This is a genomic window from Maribacter spongiicola (assembly GCF_004364165.1).
In the GTDB taxonomy this organism is placed as follows: Bacteria; Bacteroidota; Bacteroidia; order Flavobacteriales; family Flavobacteriaceae; genus Maribacter; species Maribacter spongiicola.
In genome coordinates, this window is sequence record NZ_SOAY01000010.1 from 394265 (window position 1) to 414572 (window position 20308).

Consider the following 20308-nt stretch of genomic DNA (forward strand, 5'->3'; position numbering starts at 1 on the left):
TATTTAAAGTAACATATTATGTTGAAAATTAAAGATCTACATGCTAGCGTAGACGATAAGGAGATATTAAGGGGAATAAACCTAGAAGTTAAAGCAGGTGAAGTACATGCTATAATGGGACCTAACGGTTCTGGTAAAAGTACATTGGCTTCTGTAATTGCCGGAAACGAGCGTTTTGAGGTTACTCAAGGTTCAATTGAATTAAGTGGTGAAGATTTAGAAGAAGTTTCTCCAGAAGAAAGAGCACACAAAGGTGTTTTTCTTTCTTTTCAATATCCAGTTGAGATTCCAGGTGTTTCTGTTACCAACTTTATGAAAACTGCAATCAACGAATCTCGTAAGGCTAAAGGTCTTGAAGATATGCCTGCAAAGGATATGTTGAAGCTGATTCGTGAAAAATCTGAGTTATTAGAAATTGACCGTAAGTTCTTATCTAGATCATTGAACGAAGGTTTTTCCGGTGGTGAGAAGAAGAGAAATGAGATTTTTCAAATGGCAATGTTAGAGCCGAAGGTGGCTATATTAGATGAAACCGATTCTGGATTGGATATCGATGCTTTACGTATTGTTGCTAGTGGAGTTAATAAACTAAAAAGTAAGGATAACGCAGTTATCTTAATTACACACTACCAACGTTTATTGGAATATATCGTACCTGATTTTGTTCACGTTTTACACAATGGTAAAATTGTAAAATCTGGAGGTAAAGAACTTGCTCTAGAGCTTGAAGAAAAAGGATACGACTGGTTAAAGCAAGAAACAGCGGTGTAAAATTAGTACTAAGTACAAAGTACTTAGTATAGAGTACTTATTACTTTGTACTAAGGACTTAATACTAAAGATATATGGATTTAAAAGATAAATTGATTTCCTCTTTTATGGCGTTTGAGAACAACGTGGATGTTGAGCATCCGGTACACGATGTTCGTATGGCAGCTATAAAAAACTTTGAGGAAAAAGGATTTCCTTCTAAAAAGGAAGAAGCTTGGAAATATACTTCATTAAATAGTTTACAAAAAATAGATTTCAGCATATTCCCAAAAGAAGAGAATGCGTTGGAGTATAAAGATGTAAAACGCTATTTCATTCACGAAATTGATACGTATAAGATTGTTTTCGTAGATGGCATTTATAGCTCTTACCTTTCTGAAACTACACATGACGGAGTAGATATCTGTTTAATGAGTGCAGCGCTTACAAAGCCAATGTACAAGCAGGTAATTGATGTGTATTTTAATAAAATAGCATCAAAGGATGAGTCGTTAACTTCATTGAATACGGCGTTCAGTAGAGAAGGGGCGTACATCTATATTCCAAAAAATAAAATGCCTAAAAAACCTATTGAGATATTACATTTCTCTACTGGTAATGAGGCTTCACTTTTGTTACAGCCTAGAAATTTAATTATAGTAGAAGAAAATGCTGAGGTTCAAATTATTGAGCGTCACCAAAGTTTAACTTCTAACGACATACTTACGAATGCGGTAACTGAAATATTCGCTGCAAAAAGTGCTATTGTTGATTTTTATAAAATTCAGAACGATAATGAAACGGCATCTTTAATCGATAATACATATATCGATCAAAAAGATAAGAGTCTTGTTAAGGTTCATACCTTCTCTTTTGGTGGTAAGTTAATTCGTAACAATCTTAACTTTTATCAGAATGGCGAGTATATAGATTCTACCATGAAAGGGGTTACTATTTTAGGAGAAAAACAACATGTCGATCACCATACTTTAGTGCATCATATTGAGCCAAATTGTGAAAGTCATCAAGATTACAAAGGTATTTATGGTGATGCTTCTACAGGTGTTTTTAACGGTAAGATTATTGTAGATAAAATTGCTCAGAAAACGAATGCTTTTCAGCAGAATAACAATATTTTGATTAGTGACAAGGCTAGCATCAATACAAAACCGCAATTAGAAATTTTTGCCGATGATGTAAAATGCTCTCACGGTTGTACCATTGGTCAATTAGATGAAGATGCTTTGTTCTACCTACAATCTAGAGGTATTCCGCAGAAAGAAGCAAGAGCATTATTAATGTATGCCTTTGCAAATAACGTATTGTCTTCTGTTCGTATTCCTGAACTAAAGACCAGAATAAATAAATTGATTGCTAAGAAACTAGGGGTGAACCTTGGGTTCGATTTGTAGAGATATTTATTATTTTATTTTTTATAATTAACGGTTCGTTAGGTTATTCTTAACGAACCGTTGTATTTTCTTACACCAGTATAATCTATTTTAGCGCGGTTAATTCCTGACTAAAATAAATATGAAAAAAGTTATTCTTGCCTCTTTTTTAGTTTTCGCTTCTTTAATAATGCAGGCTCAAGACCAGAAATGGAGCATTGAGGCTAATTACCCCTTAGTTGCTAATAGTAATCTGCAAAATGATTTTAACGGAGTTTTGGATTTGGGTATCAAATACAGGTTTGCAAATGTGGGTCCTGTTATATTGGGTGCAGGATTCAATGCAGCTTATTTGAAAAACTTTGACAATTTTACCTACGGATCAGCAAATGTGCAGGATTTAGAGTCTGATTACAAAGCAAAACAGTTTTTATTGCAGCCTAAACTATTTGCAGAGTTGCCTATTCCAGGTCTATCTGCTCTTAGACCTCAAATTGGTCTAGGCTATACGTTTAGTTCAGTAGATATAAATTATGATAACGGGGATCAATTTATTGTTGATGATACCAATACCGAAGGTGGTTTAAACTTGAATGTGGGATTGTCTTATGATATATCTAAACGTTTTTTCGTTCAGGTGCAATACGATTATCTTACTATAAAATTCAAAGGAGAATCTGAAATTAATGGTCAAACAAGTAATTATGACTTTAAAGAGAAAACAGGCTTCTTAAAAGCTGGTGTTGGATTCCGTTTTTAACTTTTATTAAACATAGATTATCACAAAAGGATAATGTACTATACCCGATATGTTTTCATTATCGGGTATCTTTGTATATAAGAAGATTGACTATGCTAGATATTAAAAAAATAAGAGAAGATTTTCCAATTCTTAAGCGCCAGGTGAACGGTAAGCCATTAGCCTATTTAGACAATGCCGCTACTTCGCAAACTCCGCAACAGGTTATCGATGTCATTGTAGATTATTATCAAAACTACAATGCTAATATTCACCGTGGTGTACATACGCTTTCTCAAGAAGCGACCGATAAATACGAACAGGCAAGAATAAAGATTCAGAAGCATTTTAATGCCGCAAAGCCTTATGAAATCATATTTACGTCAGGTACTACCCACAGTATCAATCTTGTAGCCAACGGATTCGCTTCTTTGATTAAAAAAGGAGATGAGGTTTTAGTTTCTGCAATGGAGCATCATTCTAATATTGTGCCGTGGCAAATGTTATGTGAACGTACGGGTGCTGTTTTAAAAGTAATCCCTATGAATCTAGAAGGGGAATTACGAATGGATGTTTATGAAGAACTTTTAAACGATAAGACAAAACTGGTTTTTTGTAACCATATTTCAAACGCGTTAGGTACTATTAATCCCGTAGATGAAATAATTAAAAAGGCGCATATAGTAGGTGCTGCAGTATTAATTGATGGCGCACAGGCTGCTCCACATTTAGTCGCAGATGTTCAAGCTTTAGATGTTGATTTTTATACCTGTTCTGCACATAAAATATGTGGACCAACAGGTGAAGGTATGTTATATGGTAAAGAAGAGTGGTTAAATAAATTGCCGCCTTACCAAGGTGGTGGTGAAATGATTGCAGAGGTTACTTTCGAGAAAACAACCTATGCCGATTTACCTCATAAATTTGAAGCTGGCACTCCTAATATTTGTGGTGGTATCGCTTTCGGTGCTGCATTAGATTATATGAATTCCATTGGCTTTGATGATATTGCCAAATACGAGCATGAGTTACTAAAATATGCTACGGAGGAATTACAGAAGATAGAGGGACTCAAAATTTATGGTACGGCTAAAAACAAGACTTCTGTTATATCATTCAATATAGAAGGTATTCACCCCTATGATATAGGTAGTATTCTAGATAAGTTGGGTATTGCAGTACGTACTGGGCACCATTGTGCACAACCAATTATGGATTTCTATAAAATACCGGGTACCGTACGTGCTAGTTTTGCTTTCTATAATACCAAAGAAGAAGTAGATGTACTTGTTGCAGGTGTTTTGAAAGCGAATAGTATGTTGTTGTAATACAAAGTTTAACAGGTAATGTGAAGGTTTGAAATCCTTCAATTGTTATCGTATTTTTGCATAAAATAAAGCAATGGAAATTAAAGAGATACAGGAAGAGATTATAGATGAATTTTCTATGTTCGATGATTGGATGCAGCGCTATGAGTACATGATTGATCTTGGCAAATCACTTCCACTAATTAACGAAGAGTTTAAGACTGAAGATAACATTATTAAAGGTTGTCAAAGTAAAGTTTGGGTACATGCCGAATTAGAAGATAATAAATTGGTATTCACAGCAGATAGCGATGCTATTATTACTAAAGGCATTATTGCCATTCTAATACGTGCATTTAGCAACCAAAAACCACAAGATATTTTAGATGCCGATACGCAGTTTATTGATGAAATTGGTTTAAAAGAGCATTTGTCGCCTACAAGGGCAAACGGTTTGGTAAGTATGATCAAACAACTAAAGTTATATGCAGTAGCGTATCAAACACAAATTGAAGACTAGTAGATTATGAGTGATGAAAATATAGCTGAAGACAGCGCAGAGTTAGGGGAGAAAATCGTTAAGATTTTAAAGACCATTTATGATCCAGAAATTCCTGTAGATATCTATGAATTAGGATTGATATATGATGTTTTGGTGAATGAAGATAATGAAGTAAAAATATTAATGACACTTACATCACCTAACTGCCCTGTAGCGGAGAGTTTACCTGCAGAAGTAGAGGAGAAAGTAAAATCATTAGATGCTATTAAAGATGCCGAGGTTGAAATTACTTTTGATCCACCTTGGACACAAGATTTAATGAGCGAAGAAGCAAAATTAGAATTAGGACTTCTTTAATTAGATTGTTTCTTCAATTTAAAAGATGCCTTTATGCAAGAAGAAATCGTAAATAAAGTTGCCCAGAGCAAACTCATTACTTTTAACCTAGAAGATTACTACCCGAAAGGTAATAGGGTAGTGCTAGATATCAAAGACTGGCTTTTTGAAGGATTTATCTTAAAGGAGAAAGATTTTAGAAGTTTTGTTGAAGCACATGATTGGTCTCAATACGAGGGCGCTTATGTTGCTATGCACTGTTCTACCGATGCTATTGTACCCGGTTGGGCATATTTACTATTAAGTGTAAAACTTAGTGGTATCGCCAAAAAGGCAATTCAAGGTTCTTTAGTAGATTTGGAAACTAGTATCTATCAGTCCGTTATTGAAAATATCGATGTTTCTCAATATCAAGATAAGTTGATTATAGTAAAAGGGTGTAGTAAAAAACCTGTTCCGGCAAACGCTTATCTGTTTCTAGCAGAGCGTTTAAAGCCTGTGGCTAAGTCTATTATGTATGGTGAGGCTTGCTCTTCTGTGCCATTATACAAAAGAAAATAACATATTCCTACTTAAAGATGTTGCGAAGTATTATTACCTTTGCGCCACTATAAATTATAAACATTAATTATTATGAAGAAAATTGTATTAACTCTGGCTCTTGCATTTGTTGCAACTGTTGGTTTTTCTCAGACAGAAGAAGAACTAAAAGGTCAATTAGGTGCAGCGAAAGATTCTATCGCAGCTATTCAAGGAAGAGCTGACGCTATTCAAGGTGCTATAGATGCATTGCCAGGATGGAAAAAAGGTGCATTCGGTACTATTGGTGCAAACCTTAGTAGCTTTAATAACTGGTACGGTCAAGGTACTCCAGATTTATCTTCTGGTAACATTGGTGTAACTGTAAATGCTTTTGCAAATTTGAACGAAGAGAAATTCTTCTGGAGAAACTCTGGTAACATCAATTTAGGATGGGTAAAGTTTGATGATAAGAACGATGATACTGATGATGACAGTTTCAAACAAGGTACTGATGTATTTAACATCACATCTCTTTACGGTAGAAAGCTTAGCGAAAAGTGGGCTATATCTGGTTTAGCAGAATATAGAACTACAATATTGAACAACTTTAATGATCCGGGATACCTTGATTTAGGTGTTGGTGCTACTTGGACGCCTATCGCTGATTTAGTTGTTGTAATTCACCCATTAAACTACAACTTTGTATTTAGTGATAACGACGCAGTGTTTGAATCTTCTTTAGGTGCTAAAATCGTTGCTGATTACACGAGACAAATTGGTGCGGTTAACTTCAAGTCTAACCTTTCTATGTTTCAAAGCTATAAAAGCGGAGACCTTTCTAACTTAACTTGGATCAACTCTTTTGGTTACACCTTATGGAACGGTATAGGTTTAGGTTTTGAATTCGGTTTACGTGATAATAAGCAAGAAGCTCTAAATTATGCAGTTGGTACATTGGGCGAAACCGCTACTACTTTTGATACGGTTGATAACAAATTACAAACGTATTTCTTAGTTGGTCTTAACTACTCTTTATAGTCTTAGATAGTATTTTAGAAAATAGTGTATAATAAAAAAGCCCTCTATATAGAGGGCTTTTTTCGGTTAAGTAATTATCGTAAAATTTGGGATTTTACTTTTTAGTTTTCAAAAGTTAAATATCGATTTGGGGTCAAGACTTATCTTAAGTACACTGTAAAATTAACTCATATGGTCTTGTTGCAAACAATTTATGTTGTGAACTGATCTCATAATGTGGTGAGATTTACCATCGGTTTAATTTCATCGATGAACTACATCATTTCGTTTATAATTGACATTTAATACTCGTCTAAATGTTCCGGATAAAGGAAATTGTTATATGGAAAACGAGTAATATGGATGTCTCTAACCTCATCATAAACACGTTTTCTAAATTCATCTAGATTTTCTTTGTTCAAAGCTGATATAAAAATGGCACGGTCGCCCACTTTTTCCATCCAAGTTTGTTTCCAATCATTAATGGTAAAATGTCTTCCGGTACGTTCTGTAATTAAATCATCATCGTCAATGGTTTCGTGCTCGTACTGGTCAATTTTATTGAAGACCATTATAATTTTCTTGTCTGAACTTTTGATTTCAGATAATATCTGATTTACAGATTCTATATGCTCTTCAAACTGCGGGTGAGAGATGTCTACTATATGTAATAGTAAATCTGCCTCGCGAACCTCGTCTAAAGTACTTTTAAAGCTTTCTACTAACTGTGTTGGCAGTTTTCTAATAAACCCTACTGTATCGCTTAAGAGAAAAGGTAGGTTTCCTATAACAACCTTTCTAACTGTGGTGTCTAGGGTAGCGAACAGCTTGTTCTCCGCAAATACTTCGCTCTTACTAATAACATTCATTAAAGTAGACTTACCAACATTAGTATAGCCAACTAAAGCAACACGCACCAAAGCACCGCGGTTACCTCTTTGGGTTTCCATTTGGCGGTCTATTTTGAGAAGCTTCTTTTTTAATAAGGTAATACGGTCACGTACAATACGTCTATCCGTTTCAATTTCTGTTTCTCCAGGTCCGCGCATACCAATACCCCCTTTTTGGCGCTCAAGGTGCGTCCATAATCCGGTTAGTCTTGGTAACAGGTATTCATATTGTGCAAGTTCTACCTGTGTTCTCGCATAACTTGTTTGTGCACGCTGCGCAAAAATGTCTAAGATCAAACTGGTACGATCAATAATCTTACAACGTAATTGTTTTTCAATATTACGTTGTTGACCTGGTGTTAGCTCATCATCAAAAATTACCGAGCCAATTTCGTTCTCTTCAACATATTTTTCTATTTCTTCCATTTTTCCGGTACCTATTAAGGTCTTCGGATTAGGGATATCCATACGTTGCGTAAAACGTTTGAAAACTTCACCGCCGGCAGTATAGGTAAGAAACTCTAGTTCATCTAGGTATTCCTTTACCTTTTCTTCATTTTGGTCTTTATTGATGATACCAATAAGAACCGCTTTTTCATAATCTATACTCTTCTTTTCTATCATAAAATTCCGTAAAGTGTAAAATTAAGCATTTACCGATAAGCTATTTCGTATTTTTATTGACTCGATAATCTAGATTTTGTGCTCTGAGCCTTTCCGATGAATTTTAAATTAATTTTCCTCGAATGTCTCTTTGCTTTTCTAGAGTTATCTCCTTAAAATAATACATGCGATTTCCATTCTTTAAGAAAAAGACAAAAAAACAGCGTTACACGATTGCGTTCTACAATTTAGAGAATCTATTTGATCCAGAGCGTAATTCTAAGATTCTAGACAAAGATTATACACCTGATGGTGCAAAAAAGTGGACTGTAGAGCGCTATCAGCGTAAATTAGAGAAACTCTCAAAGACGATAGTTAAGATAGGTGCAGCAGACCACCCTTATCCACCTGCATTAATAGGGGTTGCCGAAGCTGAGAATAATAGTGTTTTTAAAGCCTTGTTGGATACCGATGCTATGGACGATTTGGATTATGGATTTATTCATTACGATTCGCCCGATGAGCGAGGTATTGATACGGGTCTTATTTACCGAAAACGTTTTTTTAAGGTTTTATATTCAGAACCATTGACCTTATTGGTCGATAATGCCGGCGGAGTTAGAGATACAACCAGAGATATACTATATGTAAAGGGTGAACTTAATAAAGAGTTGGTACATGTGTTTGTAAATCATTGGCCATCTAGAAGAGATGGTGGGGTAGAAACGGAATACAAACGGATTATTGCTGCAAATGAAATCGTTGAAAAAATTGAAATTATAAAGAAAACCGAACTAGAGCCCAATATTATAGTTATGGGCGATTTTAATGATGATCCGTCTTCAATTAGTCTTCAAACGATGACAGAAGGGGCCGGTCTATTTAATCCTTTTGAGAAGATTCATATACCTAATAGTAAAGGGTCATCTGTTTATGGTAACAAATGGAATATGTTCGACCAAATTTTGATCTCGAATTCTTTTTTTAAATTTCAAAAGAATACCCACAGTTTTGATACTGCCGCCATCTATGATCATCAATCTTTAAGAGAAAAAGAAGGTAAATATAAAGGTACGCCCTACAGAACCTTTGTGTCTGATCGGTATATGGGTGGTTATAGCGACCATTTTCCTGTTTACGCAGTTTTTACTTTTAATTCTTAAAGCACAATTAATCGAAGGAAAAATCTTACACATCATAAATTGACGTTTTCACAACAGGTTGAACACAATGTTCGTGCAATTCATCGAATAAAACTTGTCATTCACCGAACACAGGAATAGGTTTATATATTTGTAGTCCAAATCTTACAATTTTAAACCTATGTTGACTACCTACAATTCAACTTACCGTACAAGTAGTATTTTAATACTGCTATTTTTTGTGTTTTCGTCAATACATATTGCTTCTGCACAAAATTCTCAACAACGATTAAAAATTGCTGAAAACAATAAGAGAACCGAATTGGCAAATTTCAAATCTAATTTGGTTTCTGAGTATGCTCTTGAAAGAACTCATCTTAAAGAGGTAGCAAAAATGAACAATTGGAAAATAAAGGAAACTTTAGCGAACGGTAAAAAAATAGAATTGCAAGGTATAGGGGTAGATGGTAGTCCTTTATATTATGAAACGTATTCTGATGAAGCTGGTATGGTTTCTAGAGCAAGTACATTGAACACAGATGGTTTACTGGGACTGAATTTAGATGGTGACGGAATGAATGTTGGTGTGTGGGATGCTGGTGTTGCCTTAGAGAACCATATTGAATATGCATCTAGGGTTACTATTGCTGATGGTAATGCTGAGGTTGATGCACACGCAACTAGAGTTTCTGGAAGTATAATTTCAACGGGAATTAAAAAAGACGCTAGAGGTGTGGCTAATATGGCCAATGTAATATCTCATGATTGGACTAGAGATAAAATTGAAGTAACCGAAGCTGCTGCTGACGGACTCCTAATTTCTAACCACTCTTACGGTATTAAAGCTGATCGTGTGCCAGACTGGTATTTTGGCGCTTATACTAAAGTTTCTCAAGATTGGGATAAAATCATGTACAACGCTCCTTATTATTTAATGGTAACCGCTGCAGGTAATGCACAAAAGAGCAGAGATAACGAAACACCTTCTTATGGTAAAACAGCAGATGGTTTTGATGTTCTGTTAGGTTTTACCATTTCTAAAAACAATATTACCGTTGCAGCTGCCAATTCTAAGATTGACGGAAACGGAAATTTAAAAAGTGCAGATGTTTCTGCATATAGTAGCTTTGGTCCTGTTGATGATGGTAGAATTAAGCCAGACCTTGCCGGTAACGGTAGTGCTGTTTTGTCAACTGATGCAATTAGTAATACTAGCTACAACACTTCTTCTGGTACCTCAATGGCGACACCAGGTGTTACCGGGTCTTTATTATTGTTACAACAGTATAACAAAGAATTATATGGTGAGTATATGAAAGCTGCGACCTTAAAAGGGTTGGCATTACATACTGCCGATGATATTGATACAGAAGGTCCTGATTATAAAATGGGCTGGGGCGTTATGAATGCGAAAAAAGCGGCCGAGGTTTTAAATAATAAAGATTTCTCTAGCCACATTGCCGAAGAGACTTTAGAAAACGGAAATTCATTTTCATTTGATGTAACTGCAGAAGGTAACGAAACATTGATTGCTTCAATTTCTTGGACAGATGTACAATCTAGTTTTATTAATTCAGGTCAGTTAAATAATACTACTGCCGCTTTGGTAAATGATCTTGATATCAGAATTACTAAAAATGGACAAACATTTTTACCTTGGAAATTGAATCCTGCTCAGGCAGCTAGCCCAGCAACTAAAGGAGATAATTTAGTGGATCCTTTTGAAAGAGTTGAAATACCTAATGCAAATGGTACCTATACTATTACCGTTACCCATAAAGGTGAACTTGTAAATGCTATGCAAGATTTTTCATTGATCGTTTCAGGTGTTGCTATGACGACATGTTCTATAAATGCCCCAGAAGTTCATCTTGATGAAGCTGAAATGTCTACTGTAAAATTAGCTTGGAATGCTTCGGAAGATGCACTTTATGAAATTCAGTATAAAGAAGTTCACCAACAAGAATGGACTACAGAGTATATTTCTGTAAATAACTTCAGCTGGAAGGGATTGTTGATCGATACTACCTATTCTTTTAGATTAAGAACATTCTGCTCACAGAACATCGCTTCTGAATTTAGTGAAGTAGCAACGTTTACTTTTAGCGGTGAAGATACCGAGTTAGAAACTTTACATGCGTTAAGTGCAGATTCTGATATACCGTTTAGCGTTTACCCTAACCCTGCAGTAGATGAAATTCAATTGAGTGTAAAAACGTCTGATACTGCTACGTATAGAATAATGAGTACAGGTGGTGTAGCATTGAAAATGGATAAAGCATCAGATGCTAGAATCAATGTTTCAGACCTACCTTCAGGTTTGTATATATTACAAATTCAAGATTGGAATATCAACAAAAGCACGAAATTCTATAAGTATTAGAAACTACTTTATTCTTCTTGATTGAGTAGTAAAGGAAAGACCTTGTTGACCAACGGTAGAATTCATGATACCTTCAAATAGAGGTTCGGGGCAATCTTTAGGTGCTTGCCATTCAAAAATAAAGTTAGAACCGGTACCGCCTTCAACATCCATCTCGTCAATAATAATTTCAGCCGTTTCTAAAGGGGCTAAATAAATAGGATGACTAAAGTAATTACGTAACGATACCCCATGGGTATCAAAATACTCGGCCTTAGAAAGGTAAATAGTATCTACATCGCTTGTATTTCGTAAGCTTACCATAGCCGTTAAATTGTGGGTCTTATGTTCTGAGCTGCTATAAATTTGAGAATAGATAGATAGATAAGATTTACCGTATTCTAAAGAATCTTGAACCTTCATGGTAATTTTTCTCTTTGACCAGTTTTCTGGGTGTATAGAGCTTATTTCCTTTTCTTGTAAACAGCTTGCCAGTACTATGACTACAGATAATAATAAGATGATTTTTTTCATAGGTATGGCTCGTTTTGAATAAATGTCGTTACTAACAAAATTACATCATTAGTGCTGTTTTTATATCGGTGGATGGTAATTTTAACTCGATTCTATGAATTAGCCACTTTCTTTACTTCATTATCGGTTAAAAGATCCTGATTTCTTAATCTTAAATATACCTGGGCAGTAGTCAAGACGTCTAGTTCACAATAGGTAACGATTCGGTTTAAATCGTTTTCTTCGTAATATACAACCCTTACCATGCTGCCATCGATATCTTCTTTAGGGGAAGGAATACCCAACACATGTGCCATTAGCTTTAGCGAAGTATAATGTTTGTAGTCGCCAAATTTCCAAAGCTCCATCGTATCGATATGCGGAACTTCCCATGGTTTTTTACCGAACAAATCTAGTTTTTGAGGTAGCGATATACCGTGAATGATCATTCTGCGAGCGATATACGGAAAGTCGAATTCTTTGCCATTGTGCGCACAGAGTACATTTTTAACATGGTTAAAATGCTCGTCTAATAAATCTTTAAAGTCCTGTAATAGCTTAGCTTCTTCTCCGTAAAACGTGGTGATTCTAAAATTACGCACCTCTTTTTGAAACGTAAAATAACCTACAGATATGCAAATAATTTTACCGAACTCTGCCCATATTCCGGCACGCTCGTAGAACTCTTCTGCAGTTACATTATCTTTTCTTTGGTATTTAGATTTGTGCGCCCACAGTTCTTGTGTAGTTTCATCTAACTGGTCAAAAGAACTTTTTTCAGGTACGGTTTCTATATCTAAAAACAAGATATTTTCGAGATGTATTTTATCAGGCATAGAAAGGTAAGATACTAATAAGTAGGAAATTAACACAATTTCACTAATTTGAAAAATCCAATTTATTATTACATCCCATTTAAAATGTGAGAAGGTTTTAGATGTTTTTTTGATAACAAGGGAGTATTTTGAAAGAAATGTTGTGATGAGTAGCGAAAGAGCAATAAAACTAACAAACCAACCAAACGGTCTGTTTTTTACTGGTAAAAGGAATTGAGAATTCTTGAAACTAACGACGGCAATCGCAATTGGATCGATAAAATGCAAAGCATACGAAGTTAAATAGGTGTTTTAGGCACTAAACAAACTTAGTGGTTTGTTTTTTGGTATTATAAAAGTAAGGTTAGAACAACAATTTCTGCTTTCCGCTATGAACTTAGGGAGGTTTACGTTTTACGTTTATGCCCGCAGACACGTAAAATGTAAACCTATCATTTAAAACCTACATCTGTTTTGTTGTTAGCTTTTCTGAGTTAGTACTGCGTTCACTATTCGATTTTAATGAAATAAAATACAAGGCGTATATTAAATCAGGGGAGTTCGCTATGTATAATTTGTTTCCAGTTATCATTAAGCCAAGCCGTAGTAAATGCAAATCAAAGAAATGGTATCAAAAAAACCATGTACGGCAATTACAAACCACAAGTCGTATTTGCGTAGGTAGAATATTAAAGCTATAAGCCCTCCAACGGTACCTGCAACAATTTGTCCGGTAATGCCTTGATAACTGTGCATAAATCCGAAAAAGCAAGCTAACAGGACGATATTAAGAACAATACTTAATTTACTTTCTCCGAAGAATTTTACAAATTGTCTCATGAAATAACCACGAAAGATAATTTCTTCTCCAAACCCGGCAGTAGCCCACACGACTAATAAGGCAATTAAGCAAGCGGAAAGATTTCCTTCCAATTCTTTAAAACTTGAATAATCTATCGGAACTCCTGTAAGTTTTGTAATGCCAGGAACCAATAAAAGGACATAAAAAGCAAAGAGACCTAGTGCGACTAAGGGTGCTAATACGAAGATGTTTTTGACCGTGAATTTTTCACGTTGAAAGCCTAGCGTTGAGAATGGTTTTCCATTGTATTCTATATAATTTGATAAGATGATTAATAGTGAAACAACGAGGTTTTCTATATAACTTAAATGGAGTGGTCCAAACCATATAAAGCAGATGACTGCAACGGTAATTAATGGAATTAAAGTTTGTCGTAAGGTAACTTTGTTCATTATTTTAGGTTTTAAATTCTAAACGAATTAATGAACAAAAACGCTGAAACTCCCTTTATTTACTAATGTTCTTACTGAATGGTAGTAGATTAATACCTGAATAGTCGGTTTTTATTATTGAAACCAATTCATAAATTCTTTTCGTTTGTACCTACTGATATTTATTTCTTTAATAGCATCGTTTTCAATAGCAGCTTTTAATTTAATACGTAGTTTACCATTCTCAATTTTTTCTATTTCTTCTACAGCATCTTTGTGAACGATAATTTGTCTATTGGCTCTATAAAACAATTGATTGTTTATTTTCTCTTCCAACTCATTCAATATAAAATCGGTACTAATAGTTGTGCCATCATTTTTAACGGCAAATACAATTTTGTTTTGACTATAAAAGCATGCAATATTCTCATAAGCTAGTTTTGTAGTTTTTGCACCGCTTTCTATAGTTACAACAGCATCTTTTAATGATGTCTTATATAAATTGTATACATCTTGGGCATATGACAACCCTATGAGAATAAAGCTCAATAGTAAGGTAATCAGTAAACCAATTAATAAATAATAGAACTCAATCTCACCGTCTACTACTAGACTAAAAATAAAATTTATAGGAATGTACATGAGAGTTATATAGCCTAAGGTTGAAGCCATAAACCAAACAATAGTTGTCATTTCAATTTTTTTATAGAAATGCTTTTTCTTGTAATATTGAAAATTAAGCTCGGTTATGATGCCAATAAAAATGCATAAAATAATAGAAGCCAAAAAACCTTCAATTGGGAATCTATATACATCACTACCAGGAAAACTTTCTGGTGTAGATAAATGATTTATGATTAAAGAGAAAATAATAAATATGACAACTTTTTTAAACCAACGCCATGCAGAACTACTGCTAAAGTTTTGCCAGGGCATTTTTAGGATGTTTTTGGTCGGTGGTTTGGTACTCATTAATTAGAAGCTCTATAAATTGGCAGTGAATATATCCTTATTATATTTTTATACCAAAAGGTATAAACAGTAATGAATTAATATGCGCTGGCATTTTATTTAAACACAAATCTTTATAATACTTATTTTATTACGTTATATACATTTGGGTTAAGTTTCTCCATATAAAATTCAAGATGAGGTATTTCTGTAAACCCAAACTTTTTATTTCCCCATGCCTTTGTTAGCTACAGTTTTTATCTTTCTGTTTAATATTTTGTTAATTCGCCTTTTATTTTCTTGTTGTAGTAATGAAGGATAAAGATTCATTAAAATATTTGGTATCATCATTGCCAGTCCAAATAATATACCAGTCGTTATGCTTTTGTAAGAAGCAACAATTGAAACAAATAAAAAACCAATTAAATGACTAATTTCAGATAGCGTCATTTCACTTCTGATTTCAGTTAAATCAGCGTTTTTATGTTCCAACTTTATTTTCTGATTGAAAAACTTGAAAAAAGTGTTTTTCACAACCCATTTAAAGTTCTTAATTCCAATTTTTTTATTCAGTCCTTTATTTTTTATAAAATTCAGATTCGATACTTTTTCATAGTATTCAGTTTTCATAAGTAGCCCATTAAGTACCATTCCAACTATCCAAGAAATAAACGACATTGATATTCCAAATGTGAAACCTAAAATTAACTGTTTTATTATCATTTTTATTTTGGCGAATTGTAGCTAAAGCTTATTGTTTTGCTTTTTCTTGTTTTAAAGCTATATCCATTCCCAATAACTATCGAGATTAGTGACTTAATAAACCTGCCGGCAGGTACACACAGACCTTTCGGTAGTGTCAGTAAAGTCTGTATTTGTTTTAGGCTTAGTTACTAAATAGCTTTTTAAGTTTACATTATTAACACTCGATATAGATCATAAATATTAGCGAATATTAATGATAGAAATAGTGCTAAGGCTCCGAAATTAATAATAATTCCGATAATTTTTTTAGCGGTGTTTGGCTCTTTAATCCCTTTAAGTGATATGATGCACCCTACAATACTTATAAAGCCAATTATAAATAAAAGAAAACCAATGACAATTGAAACTGCATAAAATTTAGATGGATTTAAAATGAAAATAAGAGCTATTACAATTAATAATAATCCGATTTCAAGCATCCCATATTTAAATGCTTTAATTGAGTTTAAATTGTTTGTATTCATTAAGATGAATTAATAAATTATAAATTGTTTAGCTTGTTGCAATCGGTTTAGATAGTCCTAGTATTTAGTATAAGGAGACTTTTCGTTTCCGCCTGCCTGCCGGCAGGCAGGTCTGCCGACGTAACTAAACCTTATTGTTTTGCTTTAATTTTTTCATCAGAGCAAAAGCCTAAAGATTTTCGGACACATAAATATAAACAAACCATTGGCTTTAAAACTAAAATCCGCATTACTCATTGATGTTATTGTCTCACATTTTTATAGTGCTATTTTGACAATTTCATGAATATTTCTATTCACTAGTTCTGTTATAAATTTGGTTTCTCCTCCCATTGTAGTGAATGCTAAGTCAAGATCGGTATTCACAACCCAATTTTTCTCTTTTGGGTAAATCAAACTTGGTGTTAGTCTCAAATTATCTATTTCAAATATTTTCGGAAGTTCATTTATTCTACCACTGTAAATCAAATCCTTTTCCCAGTTTTTTGTTGCTAGAAAAGTATAGAACAGTTCAATTTCTTGATTTCCATATAATTCTAATACTACTTCTACTAAACTAATTAAATGTTCTTTATCCATTAATCCTTCGACAGGATACAATTCGTTGTTAAATTGCTTATCATAAGAATGAGTATGTTTAATACTGTCCATAATAGCTTTATTCAAATCAAATTCTTGATATTTTCTATCGTGAAAATCTTTCCAAGTCACGCGAGAAAAGTTATCTTCAGGAAATTCTTCGTCAGACAATTCCCTAACTACAATTTTATCGTTTGGAATTTTATTATTTATCCAAAATGAGTGAAAAGCAATTGCATATTCTTGAAAATTATTTGGCAAGGTTAATTGAAGGAAAAATTTAGATGGATTTTGTTCACGCAATTTTAAATCATATTCCTTTTGTCCACCTACAATAGTTGCATAAGGTTTAATCCAATCTTCTATGTCTTTTTCTATTAATTTCATGGCTTTTCTTAAGTGTTCTATTACGGTTTTGTTGATGGCAAGTAGGGCGGTAGAAAGCGATAAATTTTCAAGTTTGCACTGAGCCAAAGTGTTGTATTTTATTTTTAATTTATTTATTCTTATAAGCCAAATCAACGATTTGCGGTGTTAAATAGTACTGAACTTTCGTAAACTTCCGAACGCCCTATTTGCTATATACCGTGTTGTATCCCGTTTTACCATTTTGTTCTTTCAAAATAGATAGCATCCATTTCACTATGAAAAAAACTATTGTCAATAGAAATACCAATTTTCGATAGATATTCAAGAATGATGTCATTATTCATTCGTTTGTTTTTAATTCTTTTAGAGTAATGCTCTAAGTTCTCAAAATCTTGGACTTGACCTGTTTCATAGAATTTCCAAGGTCCACCATCATTCATTGAATAAATGATACGTTCAATATCTGATCCTCCGTAGTATTGGAATAAGTAGGCAGGATATACTGCTAAATTCTTATTTGAGAATGTTAAATCTATTACTAATCTATCATATCTCTTTGCCAAATTCCATTTTGTAGTATGAAGTCCGTCTTGATAATTAGCAAAGAAAGCAACCCATCCGTCAAGATTATTTGGTGTCCAAATTACAAACTTAGGGAAGTGAGCACCTCCAGCTGGAATCTCGGGTGGAGAAGCAACAATTTCTATGTCCAGTTTTTCGGATTTGATCTCCCAGTCTGCATTTGCTTTATTCAATTCATAGAGTCTATGAATGTCTTCTTTTATTGTCGACAAGTCAGACTTAATTAAACCCAAGGGAAAACTTGTGTATTTAGAAATTATATCTATCATTTTTTAATGGCATGCAACAATCGTATTTCTGCACAATTACACATATACCCAAATATCTATAAGTATATGTAATTGTTCATTTGATCGAATCACTAATATACCACTAAAGAATAAACCTACAATTAAGTATCGCTTTCCGCAGGAAAATCACAATCATAAAAATCTAATTCAATAGAAATGGTTGAAAACAACAAACCAACCAACTAGTCTTTTTTTACTGATGAAATACGCAGTAAATCACTGAGAATAGCGTCGGCAATCGCAATTGTATCGACAAAATGCAAGGAGTGTTAGGGTAAATGGGTGTTTTGAGCACTTAACAAACCAAGTGGTTTGTTTTTTAGTTGAAAAAGTAGCTGTTTTAGAACAAACTTTGCTGTTTAGACGGGCTCTCATGGTTTAATGAACACTGTTTGCAGAGCAGTTTTATGCAACGAATTAGATAACTTCATAGTTTTAAAAAGGAACAAACATGCATTAGTCTTCAGAGAGGATTCTAAAGCCTTCCATTACATAGATTAACTTACGTTTATCTTCATATCCCGGATATTCTTCATCCGTGAACATTGATGGTAAAAAGCTCTTATATTTTGTATAATTTTCGCCTTGGTATAAACCGAAAGTATAGGTTTGTCCACCACTTATGGCATTTCTCCATGAGTTCGCTTTTTCTCCTAAGGTCGCTAATTGATTTTGATCTATATCAAATTTTCCTTCGGTAGTACAGAGATTCAAAAACGCCCAATACTCTGAATACTTTTTTTTCTTAAGACGTATCCTCTTTATTTTAGGGGAAGCCATTGATTGGGCGGACTCATTAATTTCGTAGCGCCTTACCTTACCGTTGTTGAAGTAAACGATATAATATGATTCTGGTTCTATATGTGGCAGTCTAGAGTAGGCTAGGCGAACCACCAATGCGTCTGCATCATTCAAGCCAAATAATTCAACATACTTGTTTACTTCTTCTGCATTCAATTTAAAGTCAATTTTTGGTATTTCAGCTATTTGCGAAAATGCTAGAAAGGGTAGAATGGTTAGTAGGAGTAGGAGGTTTTTCATTTGATTAGAAAGATAAAGTATTTTGTTGGCTGAAGAAGAATTTGTTTGTTTATACCTCAGTTCTTTGTTGGCTTCAATTTTTTGCAAATTCAATTAATGGTTTAACATTTCCATTGTCAGCTTCTTGCAATGCATTAATATACTCTTTTCTAATTTCGTTAGCTTTTACCATATTAGACTGATGCCACGAAAATATTTCATTTCTAAATATTGATTCCATAATTATGTCCGCCATCATTCTTGAATGTCTTCCATTTCCATTTGGGAAACAATGAATAGATACTATTCGATGTTTGAATCTAATTGCTATTTCTTCTGGTGAAAAGGTTTTGTTTTCCGTCCAATATTCGGTGTCGTCCAGTAAATTTTTTAATTCAAGCCTAATTTTTGTCCATGGAATTCCGATGTTTTTTTCAGTTCTTCTAAATTCACCAGCCCATTTCCATACATCAGCATACATTTTTTTATGTAAGTCTTTAATAAACTTTTCTGTCAAAATATTTTCAGGTTTCAAATTTGTGCGAATAGTCCATTCGACAGCTTTTTCTATGTTCAGTTGCTCAAATTCATCTAACTCTCCTTGAGTTGTAATCAATTTTATTTTATGACCATCCTTTTCTTCTTCTTCTTCTTCTTCTTCTTCTAAAGGTGTTTGTCCATCTTTGTAAACGAATTCTAATCCCATAATGACTTTCTCATTTCTCGTTTAATTTCACTAGCAAGTTCCTTTATAGTTTTGGCTATCTTGTCATCTCCAATTCCTTGATCCTCTAATTTCATATTTTGATTGGCCCGTATTACTATTTTTTGGGCCAGTTTATCTGCTTTTTTCTGTATTAAATCGTCTATGGTCTCATTTTTTGGGATCAGTGCATATACCAATTTTAAATCCAGAGCCTTGGCGACATCTTTTAAGGAATTAAGTGTTATCGTGCCATTGGCCTCACTATCCTCAATTCTTTTTACGCCTTGTCTTGTAATATTTAGTTTGGTACCAAGTTGGGCCATGGTCATATTTAGGGCAGTTCTAATAGTATTTATCCATCCACGTTCTGGGACCAGGACTTTTCTGCTTTCAGAGAATGGTTGTAGCTTTTGGTCCAATTGTTCGATTAAAAGTTTTCGCTTATTTCTCATTTTTTGTA

At 33.9% G+C, this 20308-nt stretch carries 22 protein-coding genes; 10 read left to right on the plus strand and 12 right to left on the minus strand.

Annotated elements, in window-relative coordinates; genetic code table 11:
* Nucleotides 1-18: 18 nt before the first annotated feature.
* From sufC to CLV90_RS02405, 8 genes are all read left to right on the plus strand, one after another.
* A complete protein-coding gene (sufC, locus tag CLV90_RS02370) occupies nt 19-771 on the plus strand; it encodes a Fe-S cluster assembly ATPase SufC (RefSeq protein ID WP_133685917.1) in 753 nt (250 codons plus the stop codon).
* Nucleotides 772-845: 74 nt separating this feature from the next.
* Nucleotides 846-2162, plus strand: a complete 1317-nt coding sequence (gene sufD, locus CLV90_RS02375; protein WP_133685918.1) for a Fe-S cluster assembly protein SufD — start codon at nt 846-848, stop codon at nt 2160-2162.
* Nucleotides 2163-2283: 121 nt separating this feature from the next.
* The gene (locus CLV90_RS02380; protein ID WP_133685919.1) at nt 2284-2901 is read left to right on the plus strand and encodes an outer membrane protein; all 618 of its coding nucleotides are present in this window, start codon (nt 2284-2286) and stop codon (nt 2899-2901) included.
* A 92-nt stretch (nt 2902-2993) separates the two neighbouring features.
* Entirely contained in the window at nt 2994-4208 is a 1215-nt protein-coding gene (locus CLV90_RS02385; protein WP_133685920.1) for an aminotransferase class V-fold PLP-dependent enzyme, read from the plus strand.
* A 73-nt stretch (nt 4209-4281) separates the two neighbouring features.
* Nucleotides 4282-4707: a SufE family protein gene (locus tag CLV90_RS02390; protein WP_133685921.1), complete on the plus strand. Its 426-nt coding sequence runs from the start codon at nt 4282-4284 to the stop codon at nt 4705-4707.
* Between the two features lie 6 nt (nt 4708-4713).
* Nucleotides 4714-5046, plus strand: a complete 333-nt coding sequence (locus CLV90_RS02395) for an SUF system Fe-S cluster assembly protein (protein WP_036151130.1) — start codon at nt 4714-4716, stop codon at nt 5044-5046.
* 33 nt (nt 5047-5079) lie between these two features.
* Nucleotides 5080-5586, plus strand: a complete 507-nt coding sequence (locus CLV90_RS02400) for a DUF2480 family protein (protein WP_133685922.1) — start codon at nt 5080-5082, stop codon at nt 5584-5586.
* 72 nt (nt 5587-5658) lie between these two features.
* Nucleotides 5659-6585 (plus strand): DUF3078 domain-containing protein, encoded by a 927-nt coding sequence (locus tag CLV90_RS02405; RefSeq protein ID WP_133685923.1) that lies wholly within the window; start codon nt 5659-5661, stop codon nt 6583-6585.
* Nucleotides 6586-6866: 281 nt separating this feature from the next.
* Here the strand turns inward: CLV90_RS02405 and hflX are convergent, their stop codons facing one another.
* Nucleotides 6867-8078, minus strand: coding sequence for a GTPase HflX (hflX, locus tag CLV90_RS02410; protein WP_133685924.1), 1212 nt, complete (start codon nt 8076-8078; stop codon nt 6867-6869).
* Nucleotides 8079-8242: 164 nt separating this feature from the next.
* On the opposite strand from hflX, the gene CLV90_RS02415 reads away from it, so the two are divergent.
* A complete protein-coding gene (locus tag CLV90_RS02415) occupies nt 8243-9220 on the plus strand; it encodes an endonuclease/exonuclease/phosphatase family protein (protein WP_133685925.1) in 978 nt (325 codons plus the stop codon).
* A 160-nt stretch (nt 9221-9380) separates the two neighbouring features.
* Nucleotides 9381-11582 carry a S8 family serine peptidase gene (locus CLV90_RS02420; protein ID WP_133685926.1) on the plus strand — a complete coding sequence of 734 codons (2202 nt, stop codon included), beginning with the start codon at nt 9381-9383 and terminating at the stop codon, nt 11580-11582.
* Between the two features lie 3 nt (nt 11583-11585).
* Here the strand turns inward: CLV90_RS02420 and CLV90_RS02425 are convergent, their stop codons facing one another.
* From CLV90_RS02425 to CLV90_RS02480, 11 genes are all read right to left on the minus strand, one after another.
* On the minus strand, nt 11586-12095 hold the full coding sequence (locus CLV90_RS02425; protein WP_133685927.1) for a DUF3124 domain-containing protein: 510 nt from the start codon (nt 12093-12095) through the stop codon (nt 11586-11588).
* 92 nt (nt 12096-12187) lie between these two features.
* Nucleotides 12188-12910 carry a 3'-5' exonuclease gene (locus tag CLV90_RS02430; protein ID WP_133685928.1) on the minus strand — a complete coding sequence of 241 codons (723 nt, stop codon included), beginning with the start codon at nt 12908-12910 and terminating at the stop codon, nt 12188-12190.
* 570 nt (nt 12911-13480) lie between these two features.
* Complete coding sequence (locus CLV90_RS02435) at nt 13481-14143, minus strand: CPBP family intramembrane glutamic endopeptidase (protein ID WP_133685929.1); 663 nt, start codon at nt 14141-14143, stop codon at nt 13481-13483.
* 114 nt (nt 14144-14257) lie between these two features.
* Nucleotides 14258-15058 (minus strand): LytR/AlgR family response regulator transcription factor, encoded by an 801-nt coding sequence (locus CLV90_RS02440; RefSeq protein ID WP_243835247.1) that lies wholly within the window; start codon nt 15056-15058, stop codon nt 14258-14260.
* Nucleotides 15059-15298: 240 nt separating this feature from the next.
* Nucleotides 15299-15703 (minus strand): glycosyl-4,4'-diaponeurosporenoate acyltransferase CrtO family protein, encoded by a 405-nt coding sequence (locus CLV90_RS02450; protein WP_243835248.1) that lies wholly within the window; start codon nt 15701-15703, stop codon nt 15299-15301.
* Between the two features lie 281 nt (nt 15704-15984).
* Entirely contained in the window at nt 15985-16302 is a 318-nt protein-coding gene (locus CLV90_RS02455; protein WP_133685932.1) for a hypothetical protein, read from the minus strand.
* A 258-nt stretch (nt 16303-16560) separates the two neighbouring features.
* Nucleotides 16561-17403 carry a hypothetical protein gene (locus CLV90_RS02460; RefSeq protein WP_133685933.1) on the minus strand — a complete coding sequence of 281 codons (843 nt, stop codon included), beginning with the start codon at nt 17401-17403 and terminating at the stop codon, nt 16561-16563.
* 80 nt (nt 17404-17483) lie between these two features.
* Nucleotides 17484-18101: a hypothetical protein gene (locus CLV90_RS02465; RefSeq protein WP_133685934.1), complete on the minus strand. Its 618-nt coding sequence runs from the start codon at nt 18099-18101 to the stop codon at nt 17484-17486.
* A 477-nt stretch (nt 18102-18578) separates the two neighbouring features.
* Nucleotides 18579-19163 carry a hypothetical protein gene (locus tag CLV90_RS02470; RefSeq protein WP_133685935.1) on the minus strand — a complete coding sequence of 195 codons (585 nt, stop codon included), beginning with the start codon at nt 19161-19163 and terminating at the stop codon, nt 18579-18581.
* 73 nt (nt 19164-19236) lie between these two features.
* Nucleotides 19237-19848: a mobile mystery protein B gene (locus CLV90_RS02475; RefSeq protein WP_133685936.1), complete on the minus strand. Its 612-nt coding sequence runs from the start codon at nt 19846-19848 to the stop codon at nt 19237-19239.
* Nucleotides 19839-20300: a mobile mystery protein A gene (locus tag CLV90_RS02480; RefSeq protein WP_133685937.1), complete on the minus strand. Its 462-nt coding sequence runs from the start codon at nt 20298-20300 to the stop codon at nt 19839-19841. Before CLV90_RS02480 ends, CLV90_RS02475 begins: the two co-directional genes overlap by 10 nt.
* Nucleotides 20301-20308 lie beyond the last annotated feature (8 nt).